The organism is Thalassoglobus sp. (assembly GCF_048270125.1).
In the GTDB taxonomy this organism is placed as follows: Bacteria; Planctomycetota; Planctomycetia; order Planctomycetales; family Planctomycetaceae; genus Thalassoglobus.
The window spans coordinates 1-22,142 of record NZ_JBLWTN010000038.1 but is presented as its reverse complement, the minus strand read 5'-3'; the positions used below and the strand labels follow the sequence as shown (position 1 = coordinate 22,142).

Below are 22,142 nucleotides of genomic sequence, written 5' to 3'. Positions count from 1 at the left end.
GGCGTGTGGCAGTCAGACGTCACAAGTAAGACGATTGTGTTGGTTGCGCGATCCGAGAGATCGAGGGACTACGAGAAAAGCAGAACTTTCCGCAAAGTTGAGGCTCCTGAAGAATCAAAAGAGAGCACTATTCGAATAGGGCTCTGAACCGATAGAATTGAAGGGTCTCTGGCTACTTGCAAAATCGACTTCGCGGGCAAATTCATTTCAATCTTTCGTGATTCATGAACGAGTGGTTTTCTAAAGCGTCGAATGTGTTTAAGCGAGACGTTTCTGAAACGCCTCAGCCGTTTGAAGTCCATTGTGAGTGCGGGCAACAACACACCGGAATTCGTCGCTCTCGTCACCAGCATATCGTTTGCAAGTCTTGCGGTTCTTCGCTGTTCGTTCTCCCCCGAGATGTCTATCCGCCGCCGCATATCCCGAAGACGTCTCCGAACAAGAAGAAGCGACGAAAGTCTGCCACGAAATCATTAACCAAGCCAGTTTCAGATTCGATCGATCTTTCCGCAGAGACACAGAAACCCTCAATTCAGGAACTCGATCCCGAGAGAGAGTTTGTTTCCCGCCGTAAACGAAGACAAAAAAACCAAGAGACCGCCCCGACTGAGGTCGTTGAACAGAAGCCCAACATCATCGTAAGAATGTGGGGAGCTTCCTGCCGAACTGCTCTAGGCTTCTGGATTGTGTTCTGGGAATTCTGGACACCCTATCGCAAAATTGCCCTGCTGATATTTTGTATCCTCGGCCTGACAATCTTCTATTCCATCCGCCAAAGCCAATTACGCGGTGCCGTGACGATTGTGAAAACGGAACTGGACGCAGGCTTGGTCGCCGTCGGAAACGAAAATTGGGTCGAGGCGCGGAGACACTTCGAAAAAGCGACCAATGCTGTCGACTTGCTCGGCCGAGAAGATCTGGAGGCACAGACTGTTCGCCAGTACTACCGAGAGACTCGAGCACTCACTCGCCTGACATCATCCACTCTCTTCGAATTGGTTGAGGAAGCGGAAAGTTACTATGTGGAACATGGTGCAGAGGCCTGGCAAGAAAAATTCCGTCTGAACTTTCAGGATGACTGGTACATCATCGAAGGATATGTTCGCCCATCGAATGATCCTTTTGCCATTGAGAACGGATTCGATCTAGAACTTATCTTCCCGTGGACAGCCGGCCAGAAAAAACGGCCAGTGAATGTTTGCCTCAGCTTTCAATCAGCGAAGCATCTCCCCAAGACCACGACAGAAGCAGCGTATGATTCCGGAAGTGGGACCCTCACCGTTTTCAGCGGACAACTGAAAGAATTCTTTATCGGTCCTGACGGAGAATGGGAGATCCGGTTTGACCCTGAGACAAGTTTCTTCTGGGTGAATCGGCCGACTTACAATGCAACTCACCTGCAAATTGGCTCGATCCAGTCACTGCCGGACCAACAGTTAATGTTTGATCGTCAGGAAAAATGGATGGGAGTGAAATAATGAACCGGAAAACTTCACTCGTACCAACAATGCTGGTTTGCCTTCTTTTCTGTTCACAAGCATTCGGTCAGGCACGATCGATTCAATCTTTTGTTGAAGCGGAAGAAAAGTGGCCGCAAACGATCGGCACCACCTGGAGACTGGAAGGTCGCTACGCCCTCATTAGTGAGGACAGTATGCGATTTGTGAACTGCTCCATGCCGTTCATTTTTGGTTCCAATGTGAATCGACCACCTGGACGTTTCACGAACCTTGAAGTCACCGGGAAAATAGAACGTCGCGACGGAAAACTGGTCTTTGCAATGAGCTCTATCCGCTCACGCCCGAGTGATATGGAGCGGTTGATTTTCGAGAAATCTGCAATCAACGCTGACGACGCAGCCAAATGGTACGAGTTGGCGAGTTGGGCCTCTCGTCGAGCAAACTTCTACAACGACCCAGCGCTTCGTGAAGCGTCACAAGAGATCCAGCGGACCGGTCTTGAAATTGAATTCCGAGGACTGAAGCCTTCGGACCGAAACGGTTTGGTTTCGTTAATCCAAAAAGCCCGGAAGTTCAAACTCGACCAAGTGCTCATTGAAGAGTTTTTACACGATGGTTATTGGGACCGTTTTTTGTTCATTCGAGAACGAGACCGGGCGACCAAAACTGAAGACTACGCGGACCTGCTGGTCTCCGTTTCAAATGACATGGAAGGCGCTCGCAAGCCACTTGAAACCTACGATGCAGAAAGGGCGAAAGCTTACCTGGAAAACGCTAAAGGAATCTTTAAAGCAGCTTCTGAAGAAGAACGCGAGACACTCGAAAGATATTTCTATATTCATATCGCAACAACAAAAATCCTCAATCAGGCAGACACCACCGGGAAAAACGCTTTTCAAATTGCTGCTGAACTCAAGAAAGAAGTTCCTGAACGGACTGATTTCATCGATCAGTACGAAGAAGCAGGTTTGAAGTACGAGAGCCAGCGTATCCCCGTGATGACGCGGCAGGAGATGCAGAATCTGGCGAATCGATACGCAGCACGGGATGACGCAGCTGGCGTAACGCGAACGAAAACAACGTGGCTCAATGCCCGCGAATCGCTTTACACCGACAACGGGGCTCGTGGTCTGGTCGACTTGGCCGAAGAATGGATTCAACTTCTCAACGACCGAAAAACAGCAGCGAAGTATTACATCGCCGCCTGGAAGCAGAATTCACAGTATCCGCTCGCCGCTGCCTGGCTCAGACAAAATGGTTACGCTTTGAACGATGGGGAATGGGTGCCCGCTGAAATGCTGCCTCCTTCTCAGGAGTCCGCCATCGAAAAAGCGATTCGCGAAGGTCGCATTGTGAAGGGGATGACCACCACTCAAGTGAAAACAGCAATGGGGGTCGCTCCCGACTCTGTTGTTCGATTCGCCACCAACGGAAAGGTCACCGAACTGTGGGTCTTTCAATCTGCCGGAGCGATGGTTCAGTTCTCTTGGACAATCGGCAAAGAAAGCTCCACCGTCGACACAATCCGTTCCATCGCAGCTCAACCTGAGATTTTTTAGATCAGTTTGCGAAATCGTATTCGCGAACAGCCTCGTGGCGAGCAGTCGATGAAGTCATGAAGTTCAGCTTCACAGGCACAACTCGCATTCATAATGCTATCAAAGCAGCAAGCCCGGTAGAACGATCCACCGGGCTTTGCTTACTTGGGCCGTATTAAAAAATGTCTTCGCGTTTTGACTCGTAGCAAACAGGAATTTCACTGGGGAAAGGAAAGGTGTTCTACACGAGCAGACGATAGAGCAAATTGCTCTCGACTCGTGATTCTTTGAATCAAGCTGCTCGTCGTGCTTGATCGAAGGAGAGGATATCGGCTCCCGAAACTTGTTGATCTTTGACGCCGTCGATGAATGCTTCGAAGACCTGCATGTCGAGGGCTGAAGAGGATTCGCTTTCTGGATGGAATTGAGTTCCCAGGCACCACCAGTCTTCAGAGATCGATTCGTATGCTTCGATCACGCCGTCCAAAGCTGTCGCGGAGACGCGGAAGTTTGGAGCGAGTTGATCAATTGCCATGTGGTGGTCGCTGTTGACTCGAATTTCTCCGGGACCATAGATGCCATCCATTTTGGTTCCAGGCACAATTTCGATCACGTGACGCAGACAGTTCTCAACTGAGTCACGATGGCAGAGCGACTTGTAAACATCTTCTGAAAGATGCTGGAACAGGCTGCCACCGCAAATGAGGTTGAGGGTTTGCATTCCCGAGCCGATGGCGAGTGTGGGGATTTTCATTTCGTAGGCAAGCTTTGCCAATCGGCGATCAAACTCTTCACGACGCGGAGGCATCGGACGCGTTACAGGGTGCGGTTCAAATCCGAGACGAATTGGATCGAGGTCCAACTTGCATCCAGTGAGAACCAAGCCATCAATTTGCTCCAGCACACGTCGTAAATCATCATCTTCTGCCATTGGCGGCAGCATGATGGGAACGCCCCCACTTTGGCTGACAGAGTCGTAATATCCGGTGTGCATCCATGTGAAGGAAAACGTTTCGCTTTTAGCAGGGCGAAAGTCGGCATTCATCGCAATGATTGGCTTGTCGTTCATAACATCTCTTCCTTGGATTGGTCTGAGTCATTCAAGTCAAAACGTGAAAGCCACCCGAGCAGAGCTCCGAGGCGTCAAGTCAAACGAATCCACATGTTTGAAAACTGGAAGAGAATGGGCTTGGTCAGCAAGGAAGATATGCGGGTTTGGCTGACGCAAAATGTGGAGGCAGGTGAGGAGACCACACACATTATGAAGATGCAAAAGCATCGGATTCCATTCCAGTATCAAGACACGATCCATCGGTCTGTTTGATCTCAAACATTTCGGTTTGAGAAACTTTCACCAGTGAGCCTTTCCAAAGGCATCACCAAGTTGCTGAAAGCGAATTTTGCGTTCCACGCGTTTCAACTCTCAAGCAAGCAGATCCTAGATCAGGTCAATCCCGATGTAAAGCAATTTAACCATTTTGTAGGAAGAACCCCTACAATCGACACAACCGACACCACATGTAGTGGTTCACGATCGGCAGAACCTGCATATTGAAAGAGATTCCGCCCGGGAAATCGCCCGGCATTCGATTGATAGACCAATTTCTGGCCCCTCTCAATGCCGCCGTTACAACCGCTCCATCTGGCGAATAGTCAGGAACCGATTAAGAATTAAAGCTTCTCAGCCCATTGTGAATATTCCAGTTTCCCTGACCACCAGAGTAAACCTGATCCGAAAGAATTGCCGACATAGAAGACAGTGTCTGTTCCGTGAGTTGTGAACTTTCTCAAACAACGACTCATCACAGACGTTTACGTTTGCCTGGAGCAAATTGCTTCACCGGGCACCCTGTAGGCAAGCGGGGTTCGTCGATTGAATAACGTCTCTTCTCAATCTTCCTCGCGGAGCTGAGCGTTATCTGAGAGAACCGCTGCTTGATGGGTACAGAAAGCACGAGAGTGCTCAAGAGGCAGGCATTCCCCCGAACCGCTCCGAAATTTGAACTCTGTCAACGTCTCTCGATCCACTGAGCAGACAACTTCAAATTTCAGGAAAGGTTCCCAAACATCCAAACGATTTTTTTTGCGGGCACCGCCACCATTCAACAATGGTCTAACTCGGAGAAACCGATGATTATAGCCGTCGACAGACATGTCGGAATTCCCTTCCTTGAAGGACTCTGTTCCGATCTTCAAGCTCAAATTCAACAACGCCAGCCGCAAAAAGTGGCTCGCAAAAAAGTTGTCAGACGAATTTCAAAACCTCGCTGGCACTCTGCCGCATCCCGGGCCGCAACCGTTGCGTGTGCCGTTGCCGGAGCCCTGATCGCACTTCTTGAGTTCCATCCGATTCTCAATTAGAGCAGTTTGCTCTACCGCTGCCCGTGAAGAACGCATTTCTCTAGTAAAGCTGTTCGCCACGAGGCAGAACCTGCAAACCAATTCGAAAGATGCTCTAAGACGAGCAACAGGCCAAGACTTTTGCTTGGAAGTGACAGACCCCTTCGAGGGTTGTAAGAATAGAAACCGCTGATGAAAAACTTCATCAGCGGTTTTTTCTTTTCAACCAAGGGTGACTGAATGCCTGTGCTTCAAAATTCTGCTTCCCAGATGCTTTTTCTGACTGCTGTCTCGTTCCTGACATCCATGGTTTCAACAAGTCATGGTGCCGATCCAACGGCTTGGGTGAAGCACACTCTGTTTGAAGGGGGGCACTGCAATACAGTGGTCGCGGGTGATTTCACTGGAGACGGCCTGATTGACGTCATCAGCAACAGCCAGGGGAAATGCCACCTTCTCATCGCCCCCGATTGGAAGCATGTAGTGCTTCATGAGAATCCAAAGCACAACTGTATTCACTCTGAAGTCATGGACGTCGATCAGGATGGCGATCTCGATTATATCGCAGTCCGATACAACCCCGGGTTAATCTTCTGGCTTGAAAATAATGGGACGCTGAAAGACTGGAAGTGGCGTTTAATCGATGATCAAGTCCATGGAATCCACGGGTTGCTCGTTGGTGATGTGGACCAGAACGGTGTGCCAGATTTAATCGCCAATAGCGGCCTTCCGAAGGGACCGTTTCAAGAATCGGTCGTCTGGTATCGTGCCCCGAAGGAACCGGAAGGGAAATGGACTCGAACAGTCGCTGCCCGGAAAGATGCCCCCGGATTGACACACTATTTGGGACTGGGAGACGTCAACCACGATGGTCGGCCAGACATTCTCACAGCAGCCAAAGGGGGACCACAAGCCAAACCTGGTTCGGGAGACTGGTTTGCGTGGTGGGAAGCTCCGAAAGATCCGCTGCAACCGGGATGGAAGAAACATCTCATTTCAGACAAAGAACCGGGGGCGTCAAACCTGTTCGTTGTAGATGTCGATCAGGATGGCAGAAACGATATTCTGGCATCACGTGGACATGGTAAAGGGCTCTGCTGGTTCAAAGGACCAAACTGGGAACGAACCGATTTTGGAAGCGATCTCGAAGGCCCCCACTGTTTAACGATCGCCGACTTCGATGCAGATGGAGACATGGACGCAGCCACTTGTGCGAAGGATTCGAAAATCACAGCCTGGTTCGAGAACGATGGCCAAGGCAACTTCACAACTCACAAACTCGATGAAGATCAGGCAGCCTACGACATCCGCTCGCTCGACATGGATGGCGATGGCGATCTCGATTTACTTGTCGCAGGTCAGACGAGCAAGAATGTCGTCTGGTACGAGAACCGGATGAACAAGGAATAACACCAGTCAAAAAGCATCAGCGCATGCGAAAGCCCGATCAAGAGACCGGGCTTTCGCGCACCTGGAGTTCTCGATTCTCATCGAGAGTCCGATTCCAGTTATTTAACAATTGGTCCTGTACAACGGATCAAGTGATCGTGGTCGATGTAGACAACTTCTTGAACTTGATCTTTATGAGTGAATGGCACTGGCCAGCTGGAGCGCTTTGTCTCTTCGAAGTACACAGTACATTTGTAGTGGCAATGGTGGAGCCGGGCTGGCCCAACCTGCGGGAAGAAGCGACACTCATCAACCCGATCGACGATCGGTTCCACAACAATTCGTACGTTGTTACGTGATGTTTCCGCCAGGAACGGAACTCCTCCAGCAGTGTTGTCTGGAAGTGCTCGCATGACTTCATCTGGACTCGGCGGATCGAGACAGAACAACGGAGCATTCTCTCCTTCAACAGGATCGAGAATCGGAACCTTCTTGTAACGTTCTTCCTCCCAATATGTATCTTCAATCTGCTGACTGAAGTAGGGAGTCACGGGTATCAGTGGAGTAGTCCCCCAGAAGGCGGCTCCTGTCCAGGCGAGCTGAGTCGTCCAGGCCAGAAGGTTACATCCACTGTTCGGGAGCGTCACCATTGCAAGCCCTGCAAGCAGGCACAATTGTTTGACGCGGTTTTTCAGCAAGTTCATCTGATTGTCTCCAGGTGCTGCGAAGACGTCCATGTACGATTTATTTAGAACCGCTCTCGAAACCTGATTTCGACTTCTCAAACCTGATGAGAAATGTTCTGTTCAGTTGCCGAGATTGGGACTTGTCGTGGACACAGAAAGTCAGTCAATCATTTCGCGAACGGACAACTAACATGAAGTCCGTTATCACCTTTATCGTTCTGACGATTGGAGGAACTTGTGAGAATATTCGGGTTTTAACGAATCCGACAAAGAATTGAGTGGCAAGCTAAGAGGAATAGAGGCTCTGCGCAACTGGAAGGCAAGGCCCGAGACTGCTTTCCAAAGAGAAACTGCCTCCCACAAAGACTCTGCAAAGTCTTGCAGAGTAACGTGTTACAGAAGAAAACCGGCCTAAATCAGGCGAATTCTTACTTAGACGAGTTGGCAAGGGCAATCTTTTTAGCTTTATCGAGAGATTCTCCGAGTTCCCGAGCGCAAACCTGTGTGGAAATGACACTTTGCCCGAAATTGGTATGTGTCGAAATCTCTGGAACCAGCTTCGAATACTCATCGACAGCCACTCGAAACTTGCCCAGTTTCTTGGTGAGCATCTTAAAGTAGCCGACAGGATCATCGACGCGGGTCTCTAATGCCCGCGAAAGATCAAAGATCGCGCGGCAGATGTTGGTCAGCTCGGGGAAGTCTTCAATTTCGTCGGAATGCCTGACAAATGCACGAACGACCCAAGCATGAGCCATCTGCTCCTGACAGCGTTGAACACATTCAGCTAATTGCTCTTCCATCGAAGACATTTCGCTCACTCTTCTTCGTCCTCTCCACCGGGACGGGAAATCCCGTACTTCTTCAGTCGCCGATCAAGTGTCGTCCGTTCGATTTGCAAAATCCGTGAAGCCTTTGACTTGTTCCAGTCAGTCGACTCCAAAACCGCTTCGATATAACAACGATCGAGATCATCAAGGCTTGTTTCTGACTGAATAAAGCTTCCGAACAAGTCGACCAGCGGATCGACACTGGTTTCCAGAGAACCTTGTTCAGAGATGTTTTCATCGGCTTGTGGGAGCTCCTGCCCCGGTTTCTCCTCGTCGAGTCTTAAGCTCGTCAGGACGACGTCTTCAGGTTGCAGGACTTCATGGTCGGAGAGAATAACTGCCCGTTCGACGACATTCCTGAGCTCCCGCACATTCCCCGGCCAAGGATGGTTTTGAAGCTTTTTGATCGCAGCAGTACTAAAGCCACGTATTTTGAATCTTGAATTCGTCGAGAAGCGGTCAACAAAGTGCTGAGCGATTGCGGGAATGTCATCTTTGTGTTCACGAAGAGCCGGAACAGTAATTTCAATCACTTGCAGGCGAAAGAATAAATCGCGACGAAAGGTTCCTTCACGAACGGCCTCTTCCAGATCACGGTTTGTCGCAGTCACCACGCGAACGTCCACCTGAATGGACTCCCCTCCACCAACTCGCTCGAAAGCCTGACCTTCCAGAACTCGAAGGAACTTGGCCTGAATCTCCTGACTCATCTCTCCGATTTCATCAAGGAACAATGTCCCTCGATCAGCTTGCTCAAACTTCCCGGACCGCCGGGAAGATGCCCCGGTAAACGCTCCTTTCTCGTGCCCGAACAGTTCGCTCTCCAGCAAACTTTCAGTGAGTGCGGCACAGTTGACGCAAATGAAGGGATTGTCTTTTCGCAGCGAATTGAAGTGAACTGCACGTGCCACGAGCTCTTTTCCAACGCCAGATTCACCTCGAATCAGAACCAGGGCATCCGTGGGAGCGACGCGGACAATTGATCGGCGAAGTGCATCCAAATTTGAGCTATGGCCGACAAGTTCGGTCTCCGCACCGAGTTGATTTTGTAGTTCGGAAATCTGCAGACGCGATTTTTTCAGCCCATCCTCAAGTTCTTCTTTTTCCAATAATGTCTGCAAATGGTCGCCCATCTGGTCAGCCACTGCGAGGACGAATTCCAGATCAGCTTGCGTCATTGGTTGATCAGGATTCATACAGTAGAGATGAAGCACACCATAGACCGAGTCACCATGTCGGATCGGAGCGCAAATGGCACTTTCTGCAGAAAGCTCCACCAAACTGTCCTGAGCCGCAAACGCAGAATGCTTCGAGATGTCGTGAGCGAGGATCGCATCCTGATCGTGTAAGACAATCCGTGAAAGATACGTGGAAAGCCGACCGGCATCCTGACATCCATACAAGGCGTAAGGCAGCAATCGATCGAGACCTTGACTCTTGGGAGCCTCGACATCGACATCAATCAAGATCCCCCCCAGAGTGGCTCCGGTAAACTTGACGAGCCCGTCTAAGACAACACGGCTCAGTTCTTCAACCGTCGTGGGAGCCACCATCATTCGGGCGATCCGAAACAGATCGGTAGCCCCTTCACGATGATTGCGGATTCTTTTCAGCGATGGATTGTCGTACTGAGTCCCCGATTGCCGTTCAATAATCTGATAGCTGGAATCTGACTCAGATCGCTCTCTCCCGCTTGCTCGCAGAGGGTTCTCATCCGGATGCTGACTGGAAAAAGCGAGTGTGCAAAGTCCGATGCGAATCATCTCACCGAATTCGAGAGCGTGGTCGTCCTTCACGCGCCGGTCATCGATCGTCAATCCGTTTCGACTGTCAAGATCACGAATATACCACTGTCCCCCTCGACAGTAGATTTCACAGTGTTCTCGGCTGCATTTGGGATCTTGAAGAACAATTCGATTTGAAGAGGCCCTTCCAACGGTCAGACGTCCATTTTCCGGGAGCTCAACGACCTCGAGCAATGCGTCTCCTCGCTGCACAATCAAATATGCAGGGTCAGAGGTCGAAGAATGAATCCGTGTCACATCCGATTCTTCCATCGTCAGCTCTTAAACCTCAACTGCCCAAATTTGTTTCATGTGGCATTTCGATGCGCCCGAATACTTCATCATAAACCATTCGATGAAAACATGCATTCGACCACCCCTTAAAACGACGAAAGCGTTTCCAGAGACTCTCCGGAAACGCTTGTCGTCTTACTCTCGAGCAAGTGCGGGCCTGTTCTCACTCGATTGCAGAAACTGTGATCAAAGCACGTCGCGTACCAAACTCACCGAGAAATGTGCACACAACCGCTGAGTTCGCTGTCAACCAATGAAATCGCACTCACACGTTCAGTCCTTCCTCGAATTCAAAAACACTCATAGTCAGCCAGAACAGCCAAAAGTGCTCACAATCCTTCTGGATTCGTGGTCATGGACTGAAATTCTGGCGACATGTGAAAAAGTCTGTTCTCAGCGAATGGCTACCAGGCGATTTTCTACATTTTCAGCGAACTGCATCAATCTGCACCGGCAAAGTGGTTCGAATCGCCTCTCGTGAAACGACTCGAACTGCCCCTCCCAATTAGCTTTCAGCGGCCTGAATTTTGACTTTTACGTGGATTTCGCCCACGAAATCAATTTATCGACACATCTAGATTGCACGTTGGCATCAAATATGCTCTAATATCCAAGTATCATTCCCGTTTATGCTGTGTCACTTGGTTCGGGACCCTTTTACATACTTAAGCTAGCTGGTTTTATTCTCCCTTCGACACAGAGATGCTCGTTTGCCTTGGCCATTGCCACCGGTAAGCGAGTTTTTTTATGCGCCGAAGAAAAAACGAGCGTGAGATGATTGTTCCGCAAACAGGGCCTGACGCAAACAACCTCTCCCAGTTTCGTGGCGAACAGTCCACGATGCCATGAATGATCTTCACGGTCAGAGGAAGCATTCAAACTGCTCTACCGTGTGCCCGTGAAGAACGCATTTCTCTAGAACCAGTCCGAAAACCTCTGGAATCGTCGCTTTCCTCAACGTTTGAGAGAGCAATTTCAAGTTTCAGGACCAGCTCTAGTAAAAATGCTGTTCGCCACGAGGCAGATCCTGCAAACCAATTCGAAAGATGCTCTAATGAAGATCGTAACGGTTCATTTTGTAGTGCAGCGTACGAATACTGACGCCAAGTAGTTTGGCGGTCTGCTCTCGATGAAACTCACATGCAGCTAGTGCCGTGATAATGGTTGTCTTTTCGGCTTCCTCCACAGCTGAGGCAAGCGAGCAGACGCTGTTCGAATTCACCCCATGATTTTTGGTCGAAAGGTCTACTTGCGTAAGTTCAGCAGGAATGTCAGCAGCATGAATCGTGTCACCACGGACGGTTACGACCAGTCGTTCGATCACATTCCGGAGTTGACGAACGTTCCCCGGCCAGCGTGCTTCGATCAGTTTCTGCATGGCGTCCTCGGCGAAAACTTTCGGTGAGCGGTGATGACGTTCGCAGCAGCAGGTGAGGAAGTGGTCGATCAAAAGGGGGATATCTTCACGACGCTGACGCAGCGGAGGAATGTGAATCGGAACGATGTTGAGCCGATAGTACAGGTCTTCGCGAAACACTCCTTCCTCAATTTCGGCTTGAGCCGCTTTGTTGGTTGCAGAAATCAGTCGCACATCACTGTCGAGGACTTCTTCGCCGCCGACCCGTGTATATTGCTGAGACTCAAGTACCCGTAAGAGATCCACTTGGCATTTTGTCGGGATCTCAGTGATCTCATCAAGAAACAAGGAGCCCCCCTCAGCGCGTTCAAAGCATCCAGGCTTTCGTCGAGACGCTCCGGTGAAGGAACCTTTCTCGTGACCGAAGAGTTCACTTTCGGAAAGCGTTTCCGGAAGTGCTCCGAGATTGACTGCGACGAATGGTTTGTTGCTGCGGTCACTCAAGTCGTGAAGTGCTCGAGCAACGAGTTCTTTGCCGGTCCCGCTTTCCCCCTGAATCATGACGGTCGCATCTGTTCCGGCGACCTGTTGAACCTGCTGCAACACATCCCGCATCGCGTTACAGTTGCCGATGATTCCAGAGATCTCTCCCGTGCTTGCTAACTGATCACGAAGCTCACAGTTTTCCAACCTTAAGCGATGATGTTCCCTCGCCTTTCGAACCTGCTGACGAATTAAATCGAGATCGAGCGGTTTGGTGATGAAGTCGAATGCCCCAAGTCGCATCGCTTCAACTGCTGTCTCAACAGTTCCATGAGCGGTTATCACAATGACCGTTGTCTGCGGCCGGCTTCGCAACATCAGTTCGACAAGCCCTAAACCGTTGATGGAACTGGGAAGTCGGATATCGGTGATTACGAGTTGGAATGGTGTCTCGCGAAACTTTGCGAGCCCTTCATCAGCGTCGCCTGCGGTTTCAGTTAAGTCCGCTTCTCTGGATAACCCTTTCTTCAAACCGGAGCGAATGTTGGGTTCATCATCGACGATTAAGATGCCGAAGTGATCGGTGTTCATAAGGTTCCGTCTGGGCCAGTCAGAATTCGACAATACAAAATCAGCAATAGGGAAAGGCTGTGAGGTAAGAACGACACCTCAATGATGGCAAACCACCATTCTTATAAAGGCAAGTCTCGTGCCAGTCATGATATCAGTGAGCCACTGACGCTCCGATTTGAGAGCGATTCGCTGCCACTCCAGCATTAGAATGGACAGACAAGATTGGACAGGCATTCCAGAATTGCTGATCGTCGCGCCACCGAAGATCAATTTCTCTTCTGAAAGAACTGAGTTCCTAAAACGTTCTCACTCTCCATTCGAATGCAAGCAATTGCACATCGTGCAAGTGCTTGCTTCATCTCATAAAGGATGGCTGGCTCTTTCACCGAACATATGCACTCCGGTGAGCAGCCCTTCGGGAGGTCTCAAAATAATGGAGATGTTTCGCTCTTCGCCTGAAGCAACTTCGCTGCCAGCAAGCAACTTACGTCAAGCATCAATTACGTCGCGAGCTCATCGAGATGAGCTGAACGACCTCCCGCCAGACAGGCGTGGCATGAATCGTGCATTTTAATTCTTGGCTGCAATTGCTTAAAGCTGTGCAGCTCTTTTCCCATTTCAATTCCACAGGAGTGCAAAGATGTTGCGTCCCTCCCATGTTTTAGCATTCGTCTCCGCAATGTTAGCTGCGGAAGCCTCCCAGACGCATGCTTCAGCCGAAATCCAACAAAGTTCACAATCAGCCCAGTCGACCAGCTTGCCGCAGGAAGAGTTGACCATCAACGAGCAGATTGTTTACGAAGCCCGCCGACAACTCGGCAACGAACTTCGCAAATACTAAAGGTTTTTCAATATATCTAGAGCAGTTTGCTCTTCCGTGTGCCCGTGAAGATCACTGACAGAACTTCAACGAGTGGTCTTCGCGAGGCAGAACGAACAGCCCTTTATTAGATTCAAATAAGAGTTGTTTCAACGATGGAGATTTCTTGTGAAATCGTTTTGCAAACCGACCGCAAATCTGTTCACCCATGTGAAATTTTGCACTCGATGTGCCAAATGTTGCAGAGATCCGGTCACGATTCCCGTTTGTGAGTCATCGACTGCGAAGTTCGTTTCCCTAGAAAACAGCGTGTCAAAAGACTTTCCAGGCCCGGAACGAGGCATCACAGATTTCCTTTGGCATGAGAGGTGCTTAGAAGAAGTCAGATTCCAAGATTACCCAAGGTGGAGCGACCTTTAGATTTGAGTATTTTCAACGTTTGTCGTGCCCGGGAAGATCACTTTCATGACTTCAATTCATGACCTCAGAAGCTGATCGTGACGGGGCAGGAGAGAAAGACACAGATTGGATTTGCTCGGGTTTGCCCCGCTCTCAACACTCAACACGTAATCGAAGACCGAATCCACCACAACAGATTTAACAGTTGTTCCAAGGCTTTTGTAACAGATCCGGAAACCTGAAATCGGTCTCCTAAACACTGAGAAACTTGACATTGAAAAATGTTTTCGGATAGGTAGTTAGAATGATCACTCTCTTTCGCGAACTCTTTTTTCGCAGCATGAAAATCACCGCTTCTTCACAGATGGAACAGGGTAGCTCGACTCTCTTTGACACCTCACGTCTCTGTCGGCTCATCGATCCTGCACCGCTCTGATCTGGAGAATTTCTAAGAAGCGCTAGCAACGCCAGAGGAATCGCTGTCACTCACTGAAGTGACAGACCCATTCTTCAATTTTGTTAGTGCTCAGAAACCCCCACGGTCCTCGCAAACATGTTTCGTCTCGCCAAGTCTTGCCTCACTCGCGGGACTGCGACCAGGTCGAGGAAGGACTCGATCTTTTCGCAAGTCTTCTGCATCCCAGCAAACTGACCTCGCAGAAAAACCAATCTTCCACCGGAAACTGCCCCATCCACCTGATGGGAATAACGGAATCGAATGCACACGTTGCAGCGATCAGTTTCACGGATTCAGAAAACGGACTGATTGGAAACCAACGACGAAACGCTTTGCAGCGACTTCAAAGAAGAAACAAGACAGCTGATTTTTCAATTTTCTCTCTCTTCTCCGATCACTCAACAGACAGAGTTCGGAACAGGATTTAATGACCAGGCAGTTACATCTCATGCGTATTACATCACTTCTCGCCATCGTCCTTTTAGCAACTTCTGTTGCACTCCAAGGTTTTGACACCCTTAAAGCAAAGTACACTGAATTCTTCGGGAGTTCTGCTTCCGCAGAAGTGCATAATGCTGAGGGACACGCAGAACATGCGGAACACGAGGGAGGGGAGCACCATGCAAAACATAAGCTCATCGTGACCAGTCCTGTCGAACAAGACATCACTCTTACCCAAAATTACGTTTGCCAAATCCATTCGTGCCGACACATCGAAGTCCGTGCTCTGGAAGGTGGATATCTTGAAGAGATCAAAGTGAAAGAAGGCCAGACGGTGAAGCAAGGCGATTTCATCTTCAACATTCTTCCAACGATCTACCAGGCGAAGTTAGACGCTGACAAGGCAGAAGCCGAACTTGCACAAGTTGAATACGACAACACCAAGAAACTTGTGGAACAGAAAATTGTCTCGACCCAGGAACTGAAACTGGCACAAGCCAAACTTTCCAAAGCCCAGGCTCAAGTAAATCTCGCACAGGCCGAAGTCGACTTTGCCAATATCAAAGCACCGTTTGACGGCATCATCGACCGCCTGTACGAACAACAGGGGAGCTTGATTGAAGAGGGCGATGTCCTCACGACCTTGTCTGACAACAGCACCATGTGGGTTTATTTCAATGTTCCTGAGGCTCGCTACTTCGAATATCAGGCCTCGCTGGGTCAGGATGATACCCATGATGAAGCCGGAGAGACTGACGAAGAGGATGATAATGACCAACAGGACTCTGACCATCCCCAGCATGAAGAACTCAACATCGAACTGATGTTAGCGAACCATAAAAAATTCTCGCAGCCCGGGAAGATCGGGGCGATTGAAGCTGACTTCAACAATGAAACTGGAAACATCTCTTTCCGAGCAGACTTCCCGAATCCTAAAGGTCTGTTGCGCCATGGTCAGACAGGGACCATCTTGATCAATCGCGTGCAAAAAGATGCCATCGTCATTCCTCAGCGAGCAACCTTTGAGACTCTCGCCAAGAAGTATGTTTACGTGATCGGAGACGATGATGTGGTCCATCAACGTGAGATCATCATTCAGGCCGAGAAAGACGACATCTTCCTGATCGCGAAAGGACTCAATGAGAACGAAAAGATCATCCTCGAAGGGATCGGTCAAGTTCGTGACGGCGAGAAAGTGGAGTATGAATTTCGGTCTCCCGAAGAAGTTCTATCCAACCTGAAATACCACGCAGAATAAAGAGTGCTACGGCTCTGTTTTCATCTCGCAACGAGACCACTGACTTCGCATCCTTCCGGAACACACCGACGGCACGTCTAAAATCATGTTCGAAAAGTTTCTACATCGGCCAGCTTTGGCCATTGTCATCTCGCTTCTCATCTTGTTCATGGGAGGTCTGGCAATCAATACGTTGCCGATTTCCCAGTTCCCCTCAGTCGCGCCGCCGAGCGTGCGAGTTTCGGTCTCTTATCCGGGGGCGAGTGCGAAAATTTTGATCGACTCGACGATGGTGATTTTAGAGCAGGCCATCAACGGTGTGCCGAACATGCGTTACATGATGGGTGACGCCACCAGTGCCGGTGAAGGGACGATTCAGATCGTCTTCGAACCGGGGACCGACCCGAACGTGGCGGTGATGAACGTCAACAACCGGGTGCAAATGGTCAAAAACAACCTTCCTCCCATCGTGGAACGGGAAGGGATTATCGTCATGCAGAACATGACGAGTATGTTGATGTACGTGAACGTGTTCAGTAAAGACCCGGACGTCGATCAAAACTTTCTGTACAACTACGCCACCGTCAACGTCCTCAACGAAATCAAGCGAATTCCAGGTGTCGGTCGAGCGACAATCCTCGGGAATCGCTCGTACGCCATGCGTGTCGAATTAAACATGGAACGCATGCGAGCCTACGAAGTAGACGCAGAAGACGTGATGAAAGCGCTCGACGACCAGAGCATGATCGGTTCCCCCGGACGACTTGGGCAGGCGACAGGTACGACATCGCAATCACTCGAATATGTGCTCACCTGGATCGGACGCTACAAAACACCTGAGGAATACGAAAATATCATTCTGAAGGCTAACCCCGAAGGGGAAATCCTGAGGCTCGGAGATGTCGCGGATGTCATGCTCGGTTCTTCGTTTTACGACCTTTACTCAGACATCGACGGTTTGCCATCAGCAGCCATCGTCCTCAAGCAAACTCCCGGCTCCAACGCAGCCGATGTGATTGAAAGAGTCAAAGAAAAAGTCGAGGAAATCAAGAAATCGTCCTTCCCTCCCGGAATGGATTACGCAGTCACTTACGACGTTTCCAACTTCCTGGACGCTTCGATCGAAAAGGTGCTGCACACTCTGTTTGAAGCGTTCATCCTTGTTTCATTGGTCGTCTATCTTTTCCTCGGAGACGTCCGCAGCACACTGATTCCGACTCTGGCTGTTCCCGTGTCTTTGATCGGAACCTTCTTCTTTATGCTGATGTTCGGGATGTCAATTAACTTGATCACCCTGTTCGCCTTAGTTCTGGCAATCGGCGTGGTGGTGGACGATGCGATCGTGGTCGTCGAGGCTGTCCATGAGAAAATGCACTCGAAGCACCTTGGCCCCTATCAGGCGACTAAAGAAGTTGTCAGCGAAATCAGCGGAGCGATCATCGCGATCACGCTGGTGATGACTGCGGTGTTCATCCCTGTGACTTTCATGACCGGACCGGTCGGGGTCTTCTATCGACAGTTCGCTTTGACGATGGCGATGTCCATCGTGATCTCAGGTGTGGTCGCTCTTTCGCTCACGCCCGTTCTGTGTGCAATGATTCTGAAACCTCATAACCATGGTGAAAAGCAGAGTGGTCTCACTGGCTTACTGAATCGTGGGATGTCGAAGGTCGCAGGCCGTTACGCTTTCATCCTCCGTGGATTGCTTTGCGTCCTCCTCGGTCTCGCAGTCGGCTTCGGATTTTATGAACTCATGCACGTTGAGATTGTCCACGAACTGGTCTCTGAGCAATTCCCTCTGACTGCGACACGAGTAAAAATCATGGCTGGCATCGTCGCGGTGTTAGCGATGTTCACATTCCGAGCCTCTTTTTCAGGAAGCGACGGAACGAAGAAGAAGCGTGGTCCGCTGGGAATCTTCCTGCATCTGTTCGACCGAGGTGTCGAAAAGGTGACCGGAGGTTACGTTTCAATCCTGAGAGGGATCGTCACCCGGCGCATGCTCACGATGCTCGTGATCGGCGCGTTTGGTTATGGAATTCTGGTTGTGAATCAGGTCCTTCCCAGTGGTTTCATCCCACTGGAGGACCAAGGGATGATCTATGGAATTGTTCAAACCCCGCCCGGATCGACGCTTGAGTACACCAACGCGAAGTGCCATGAGCTGCAGGCGATTTGTGAAGAGATGGACGAAATCACTTCGGTCTCCTCCATTGCTGGCTACGAAGTTTTGACCGAGGGTCGCGGATCGAATGCGGGAACATGCATCATCAACCTGAAGCCTTGGGCAGAGCGCGAACTGACTTCAAAACAAATTATCGAGGCACTCGAAGAAAAAGGAACCGACATCTCCAACGTGAAGCTGGAGTTCTTTGAACCGCCAGCTGTGCCAGGCTTCGGTGCTGCCGGGGGGTTCTCCGTGAATCTGCTCGATAAAACAAACAGCGGCGACTACAAGGCGCTAGGAGAGCAAACAGACAGGTTCATGGAAGCTTTGGGAAAACGTAAGGAGCTCAAAGGTCTGTTCACATTTTTCGCTGCCAACTATCCACAGTATGAAATCATCATTGACAACGATGTCGCCATGCAAAAGGGTGTTTCGATCCGGGACGCAATGGACAACCTCTCAATTGTGATCGGAAGTACCTGGGAGCAAGGCTTCGTTCGCTTCGGTCAGTTCTACAAGGTATATGTTCAGGCAGCCCCGGAATTTAGACGTTACCCTGAAGATTTGGAGAACATGTTCGTCAAGAATGATCGTGACGAAATGGTCCCCTACTCTGCGTTCATGAAGATCGAGAAGAATCAGGGACTGAACGAAATTAGTCGTTACAACCTGTATCCCACTGCTCCAATTCAAGGAGCACCTGCAGCTGGCTACAGTAGCGGTGAAGCGATCGCGGCCATCAAGGAAGTCGCTGCCGAAACGCTGCCCAAGGGGTTTGACATCGATTGGCGGGGTCTTGCCTACGACGAAGCGAAAGCGGGAAATACAGCGATCTACATCTTTTTAATCGTTGTCATTTTCGTTTATATGGTTTTAGTTGGACAATACGAAAGCTTTATTATTCCTCTAGCTGTCATTACCTCATTACCGGTCGGTCTTTTTGGATCGTTTCTGTTTTTAAAGGCAATGGGTCTAGCGAATGATGTCTACTGCCAGATTGGTCTGGTCATGCTGGTCGGTCTGCTGGGTAAGAACGCGATCCTGATCATTGAGTTTGCTGTTCAGCGTCGCCAGGAAGGCTTAAGCATCAAAGATGCAGCCATCGAAGGCGGAAAGTTGCGTTTCCGACCGATTCTGATGACCTCCTTCGCCTTCATCGCTGGTCTCATTCCATTAGTCCGTGCGACCGGTCCTGGAGCGATCGGAAACCGCACGATTGGAACCACCGCAGTCGGTGGTATGCTCATGGGAACTCTGGTTGGGGTCCTGGTAATCCCCGGCCTCTATTATCTTTTCGCCAAGATCTCCGATGGTCGCAGATTAATTAGAGATGAACACGACGAACCGCTGACTGAACTCTTCGAGCACAAATCGGCAGCGCCTCAAAAGACGTAAGATCGACCGCAGATGTGAAGCTTCAACATAAATCGTTTTCAGCCTGTTTCATTCGTGAACACAGGCTGAAAGCCATTCTGCCCGGAGAGACTTGCCAACGGTGTCAGCATTCTCTCCGCAGACTGTCTACTTCAGGCGACACCCTGTATCTTCCGGTCGATCGCTTACTTGATGCTCGGCAAGAAACGGGAAAGTTTCTAACGGCTCAAACGATTTAACTGTAGCTCGTCGGTTAATAGATCTTTCCACCCTGGGCACGATCTACGAAATCAACCACTTCGGACCGTGTCCCGAACGGACCAGACATGACGATGGTCCCGTTTTACAACGTACTGATCTCTGACTAATCGCATTCCCCCCCTGCTGCCAGCGAATCGCTCTCCTATTGGTGAGAACGGCCGCCGACATACTTTACCTATCCGGAATAACCACCCTCTTTAAGCTGCAATCTCTTGCACAATCGATACGCATACGACAAGACGTAATTTCAACAAAACCGCAATTACGATAACCATTACATCGGTTTTCTTGGCAGCGTTCATTGCCCACCATCTGTCAGGGCAACCACCTCAGTCTCGGTCTCGATCAGATTCGATCTCAAATACCAGTTCGGCAGGATGCTGAGCTATGCAAGTTTATCAGGGACGATAATGAGTAATCTCCTAGCCGCTTCATTCTCCAAGAAGTTCAAAAAACGTGCCTGCCTCACTGCAATGATTTCAGGCTCGATGCTCGGCCTGACGGGGTGTGGAATCCCAGGGCATCGCGGTGCTCTTTCAGGTCCCCCTCTTCCGTATTACTACAGTTTGAACAACGGAGTCATACTCCGGAGCAGCGAAGAGATCGGCAAGAGCGAAGAAGCTGTCGAATCAGAGATCAAGGTCGTCAGTGCGGATAAGACCGAGCCTGAATCGAAAGGCCTTCTGGACACAATCAAGCTTGTCAACTTCATTAAGCCGCCCAAAGAGCTGAGTCAGGATGAAACCGAGATCCGAAGTCTCGAAGCAGAGCCATCGAGTAACGAAGCGAACAGTACGCATGTAGACTTTTCAGCTCCAGACGAACCCGAGGGAAGTTTGCTCATCCCTCCTCCTCTCGATCCGATTCCGGAAGTCATCACGCTGGAAAACTCGTCGCAATTATCGGTGAGTTCTTTCTTCAATGACCCATTCCTGGTCAGTTTGATTAATCAGGCATTAGTCGGAAATCAAGAACTGAGAATCTTGGCTGAAGAGATCAACATCGCGTGCAACGAAGTTCAGGCAAGAAGCGGGGAATACCGTCCATTCGTCACTCTCGGAGCCGGAGCCGGTGTGGAGAAATCGAGCCGTTTCAGCCGAGACGGTGCAGTCGAGGATCAACTTCAGGCAGCCCCCGGACGAGGCTTTCCTGAACCGCTCCCCGATTTCCTCGTCGCAACGAACATCTCATGGGAACTGGACATTTGGAGAAAGTTGAGAAACGCTCAGGACGCTGCATCGATGCGTTGGCTGGGAACCAATGAAGGACGAAATTACATCGTCACTCGACTCGTCGCCGAAGTCGCTGATAATTATTACGAGTTATTGGCACTCGACAATCGCATGTTGACGCTGGACAAAACGATTCAAATCCAGAAGCACAGCCTTGAGATTGCGAAATCCAAGAAGGAAGCAGGACGTGGCACCGAACTGGCCGTACAGCGTTTCCAAGCTGAAGTTCAGAAGAACCAAAGCGAAAAGCTGATCATTCAGCAAGAGATCGTTGAAGCTGAGAACCGCATCAACTTCCTCGCCGGTCGATATCCTCAACCTGTCGAACGCATCTCTGTCGAATATATTGATCTCAATCTCAATGCACTCAGCGCCGGACTGCCCTCGCAACTGCTCCAAAACCGAGCTGATATTCGCCAGGCCGAGCGTGAAGTCGCAGCGGCTGGTCTTGATGTCGAAGTTGCTCGTGCTCGCTTCTACCCGTCACTCGGTCTTAGAGCTGGAGTCGGCTTAAACGCCTACAACATGCGGTATCTGCTCTCAACACCGGAATCTTTAATCTACAATGCCGCAATCGATCTGGTGGGACCGCTTATCAACAAGCGTGCGATTCAAGCTGACTATCGCACTGCCAACGCGATGCAGTTACAGAGCATCTATGAATATCAGCGAACCGTCCTCAACGCTCACATTGAGGTCGTCAATCACATGACCAAGGTTGAAAACTATCGCCAGAGTATCGAGGTCAAGAAAGAGCAACTTAAATCACTCGAAACATCGGTCGACGTCGCAGATAAGCTCTTCCAAAATGCCCGAGCTGAATACGTCGAAGTCCTTTTGGCTCAACGTGAACTGATGGAGGCCAAAATGCACCTGATCGAAATCAAGCAGCAGCAACTCGAAGCGATTGTCAACTCCTACCAAGCTCTCGGTGGCGGCGGATTTTAGAGCATCTTTCGAAGTGGTTTGCAGGTTCTGCCTCGTGGCGAACAGCATTTTTGCTAGAGAAATGCGTTCTTC

Annotated in this window: 13 protein-coding genes; 8 read left to right on the top strand and 5 right to left on the bottom strand. The window is 50.0% G+C overall.

Features of this window, described 5'->3' with window-relative positions:
* Positions 1 to 224 precede the first annotated feature (224 nt).
* Positions 225 to 1,478, top strand: a complete 1,254-nt coding sequence (locus ACN0YR_RS23490; RefSeq protein WP_417851650.1) for a hypothetical protein — start codon at positions 225 to 227, stop codon at positions 1,476 to 1,478.
* Positions 1,478 to 3,019, top strand: coding sequence for a hypothetical protein (locus ACN0YR_RS23485; protein WP_417851649.1), 1,542 nt, complete (start codon positions 1,478 to 1,480; stop codon positions 3,017 to 3,019). Before ACN0YR_RS23490 ends, ACN0YR_RS23485 begins: the two co-directional genes overlap by 1 nt.
* 271 nt (positions 3,020 to 3,290) lie before the next feature.
* Here ACN0YR_RS23485 and ACN0YR_RS23480 read toward each other — a convergent pair whose 3' ends face one another.
* The gene (locus ACN0YR_RS23480) at positions 3,291 to 4,067 is read right to left on the bottom strand and encodes a gamma-glutamyl-gamma-aminobutyrate hydrolase family protein (RefSeq protein WP_417851648.1); all 777 of its coding nucleotides are present in this window, start codon (positions 4,065 to 4,067) and stop codon (positions 3,291 to 3,293) included.
* A 1,061-nt stretch (positions 4,068 to 5,128) separates the two neighbouring features.
* On the opposite strand from ACN0YR_RS23480, the gene ACN0YR_RS23475 reads away from it, so the two are divergent.
* Both ACN0YR_RS23475 and ACN0YR_RS23470 read left to right on the top strand, forming a co-directional pair.
* On the top strand, positions 5,129 to 5,359 hold the full coding sequence (locus tag ACN0YR_RS23475; RefSeq protein WP_145205259.1) for a hypothetical protein: 231 nt from the start codon (positions 5,129 to 5,131) through the stop codon (positions 5,357 to 5,359).
* 219 nt (positions 5,360 to 5,578) lie between these two features.
* Positions 5,579 to 6,748 (top strand): FG-GAP repeat domain-containing protein, encoded by a 1,170-nt coding sequence (locus ACN0YR_RS23470; RefSeq protein WP_417851647.1) that lies wholly within the window; start codon positions 5,579 to 5,581, stop codon positions 6,746 to 6,748.
* A 98-nt stretch (positions 6,749 to 6,846) separates the two neighbouring features.
* Here the strand turns inward: ACN0YR_RS23470 and ACN0YR_RS23465 are convergent, their stop codons facing one another.
* The 4 genes from ACN0YR_RS23465 to ACN0YR_RS23450 all read right to left on the bottom strand — a co-directional run bounded on the left by ACN0YR_RS23465 (position 6,847) and on the right by ACN0YR_RS23450 (position 12,752).
* Positions 6,847 to 7,431, bottom strand: coding sequence for a hypothetical protein (locus ACN0YR_RS23465; protein ID WP_417851646.1), 585 nt, complete (start codon positions 7,429 to 7,431; stop codon positions 6,847 to 6,849).
* Positions 7,432 to 7,841: 410 nt separating this feature from the next.
* The gene (locus ACN0YR_RS23460; protein WP_417851645.1) at positions 7,842 to 8,225 is read right to left on the bottom strand and encodes an amidohydrolase; all 384 of its coding nucleotides are present in this window, start codon (positions 8,223 to 8,225) and stop codon (positions 7,842 to 7,844) included.
* 5 nt (positions 8,226 to 8,230) lie between these two features.
* A complete protein-coding gene (locus ACN0YR_RS23455; protein WP_417851644.1) occupies positions 8,231 to 10,300 on the bottom strand; it encodes a sigma 54-interacting transcriptional regulator in 2,070 nt (689 codons plus the stop codon).
* A gap of 1,072 nt (positions 10,301 to 11,372) precedes the next feature.
* Positions 11,373 to 12,752: a sigma-54-dependent transcriptional regulator gene (locus ACN0YR_RS23450; RefSeq protein WP_417851643.1), complete on the bottom strand. Its 1,380-nt coding sequence runs from the start codon at positions 12,750 to 12,752 to the stop codon at positions 11,373 to 11,375.
* A gap of 622 nt (positions 12,753 to 13,374) precedes the next feature.
* Here ACN0YR_RS23450 and ACN0YR_RS23445 point away from each other — a divergent pair.
* From ACN0YR_RS23445 to ACN0YR_RS23430, 4 genes are all read left to right on the top strand, one after another.
* A complete protein-coding gene (locus ACN0YR_RS23445) occupies positions 13,375 to 13,575 on the top strand; it encodes a hypothetical protein (protein ID WP_417851642.1) in 201 nt (66 codons plus the stop codon).
* A 1,283-nt stretch (positions 13,576 to 14,858) separates the two neighbouring features.
* Positions 14,859 to 16,109: an efflux RND transporter periplasmic adaptor subunit gene (locus ACN0YR_RS23440; RefSeq protein WP_417851641.1), complete on the top strand. Its 1,251-nt coding sequence runs from the start codon at positions 14,859 to 14,861 to the stop codon at positions 16,107 to 16,109.
* 85 nt (positions 16,110 to 16,194) lie between these two features.
* Positions 16,195 to 19,650 (top strand): efflux RND transporter permease subunit, encoded by a 3,456-nt coding sequence (locus ACN0YR_RS23435; RefSeq protein WP_417851640.1) that lies wholly within the window; start codon positions 16,195 to 16,197, stop codon positions 19,648 to 19,650.
* Between the two features lie 650 nt (positions 19,651 to 20,300).
* A complete protein-coding gene (locus ACN0YR_RS23430; RefSeq protein WP_417851639.1) occupies positions 20,301 to 22,070 on the top strand; it encodes a TolC family protein in 1,770 nt (589 codons plus the stop codon).
* Positions 22,071 to 22,142: the final 72 nt, after the last annotated feature.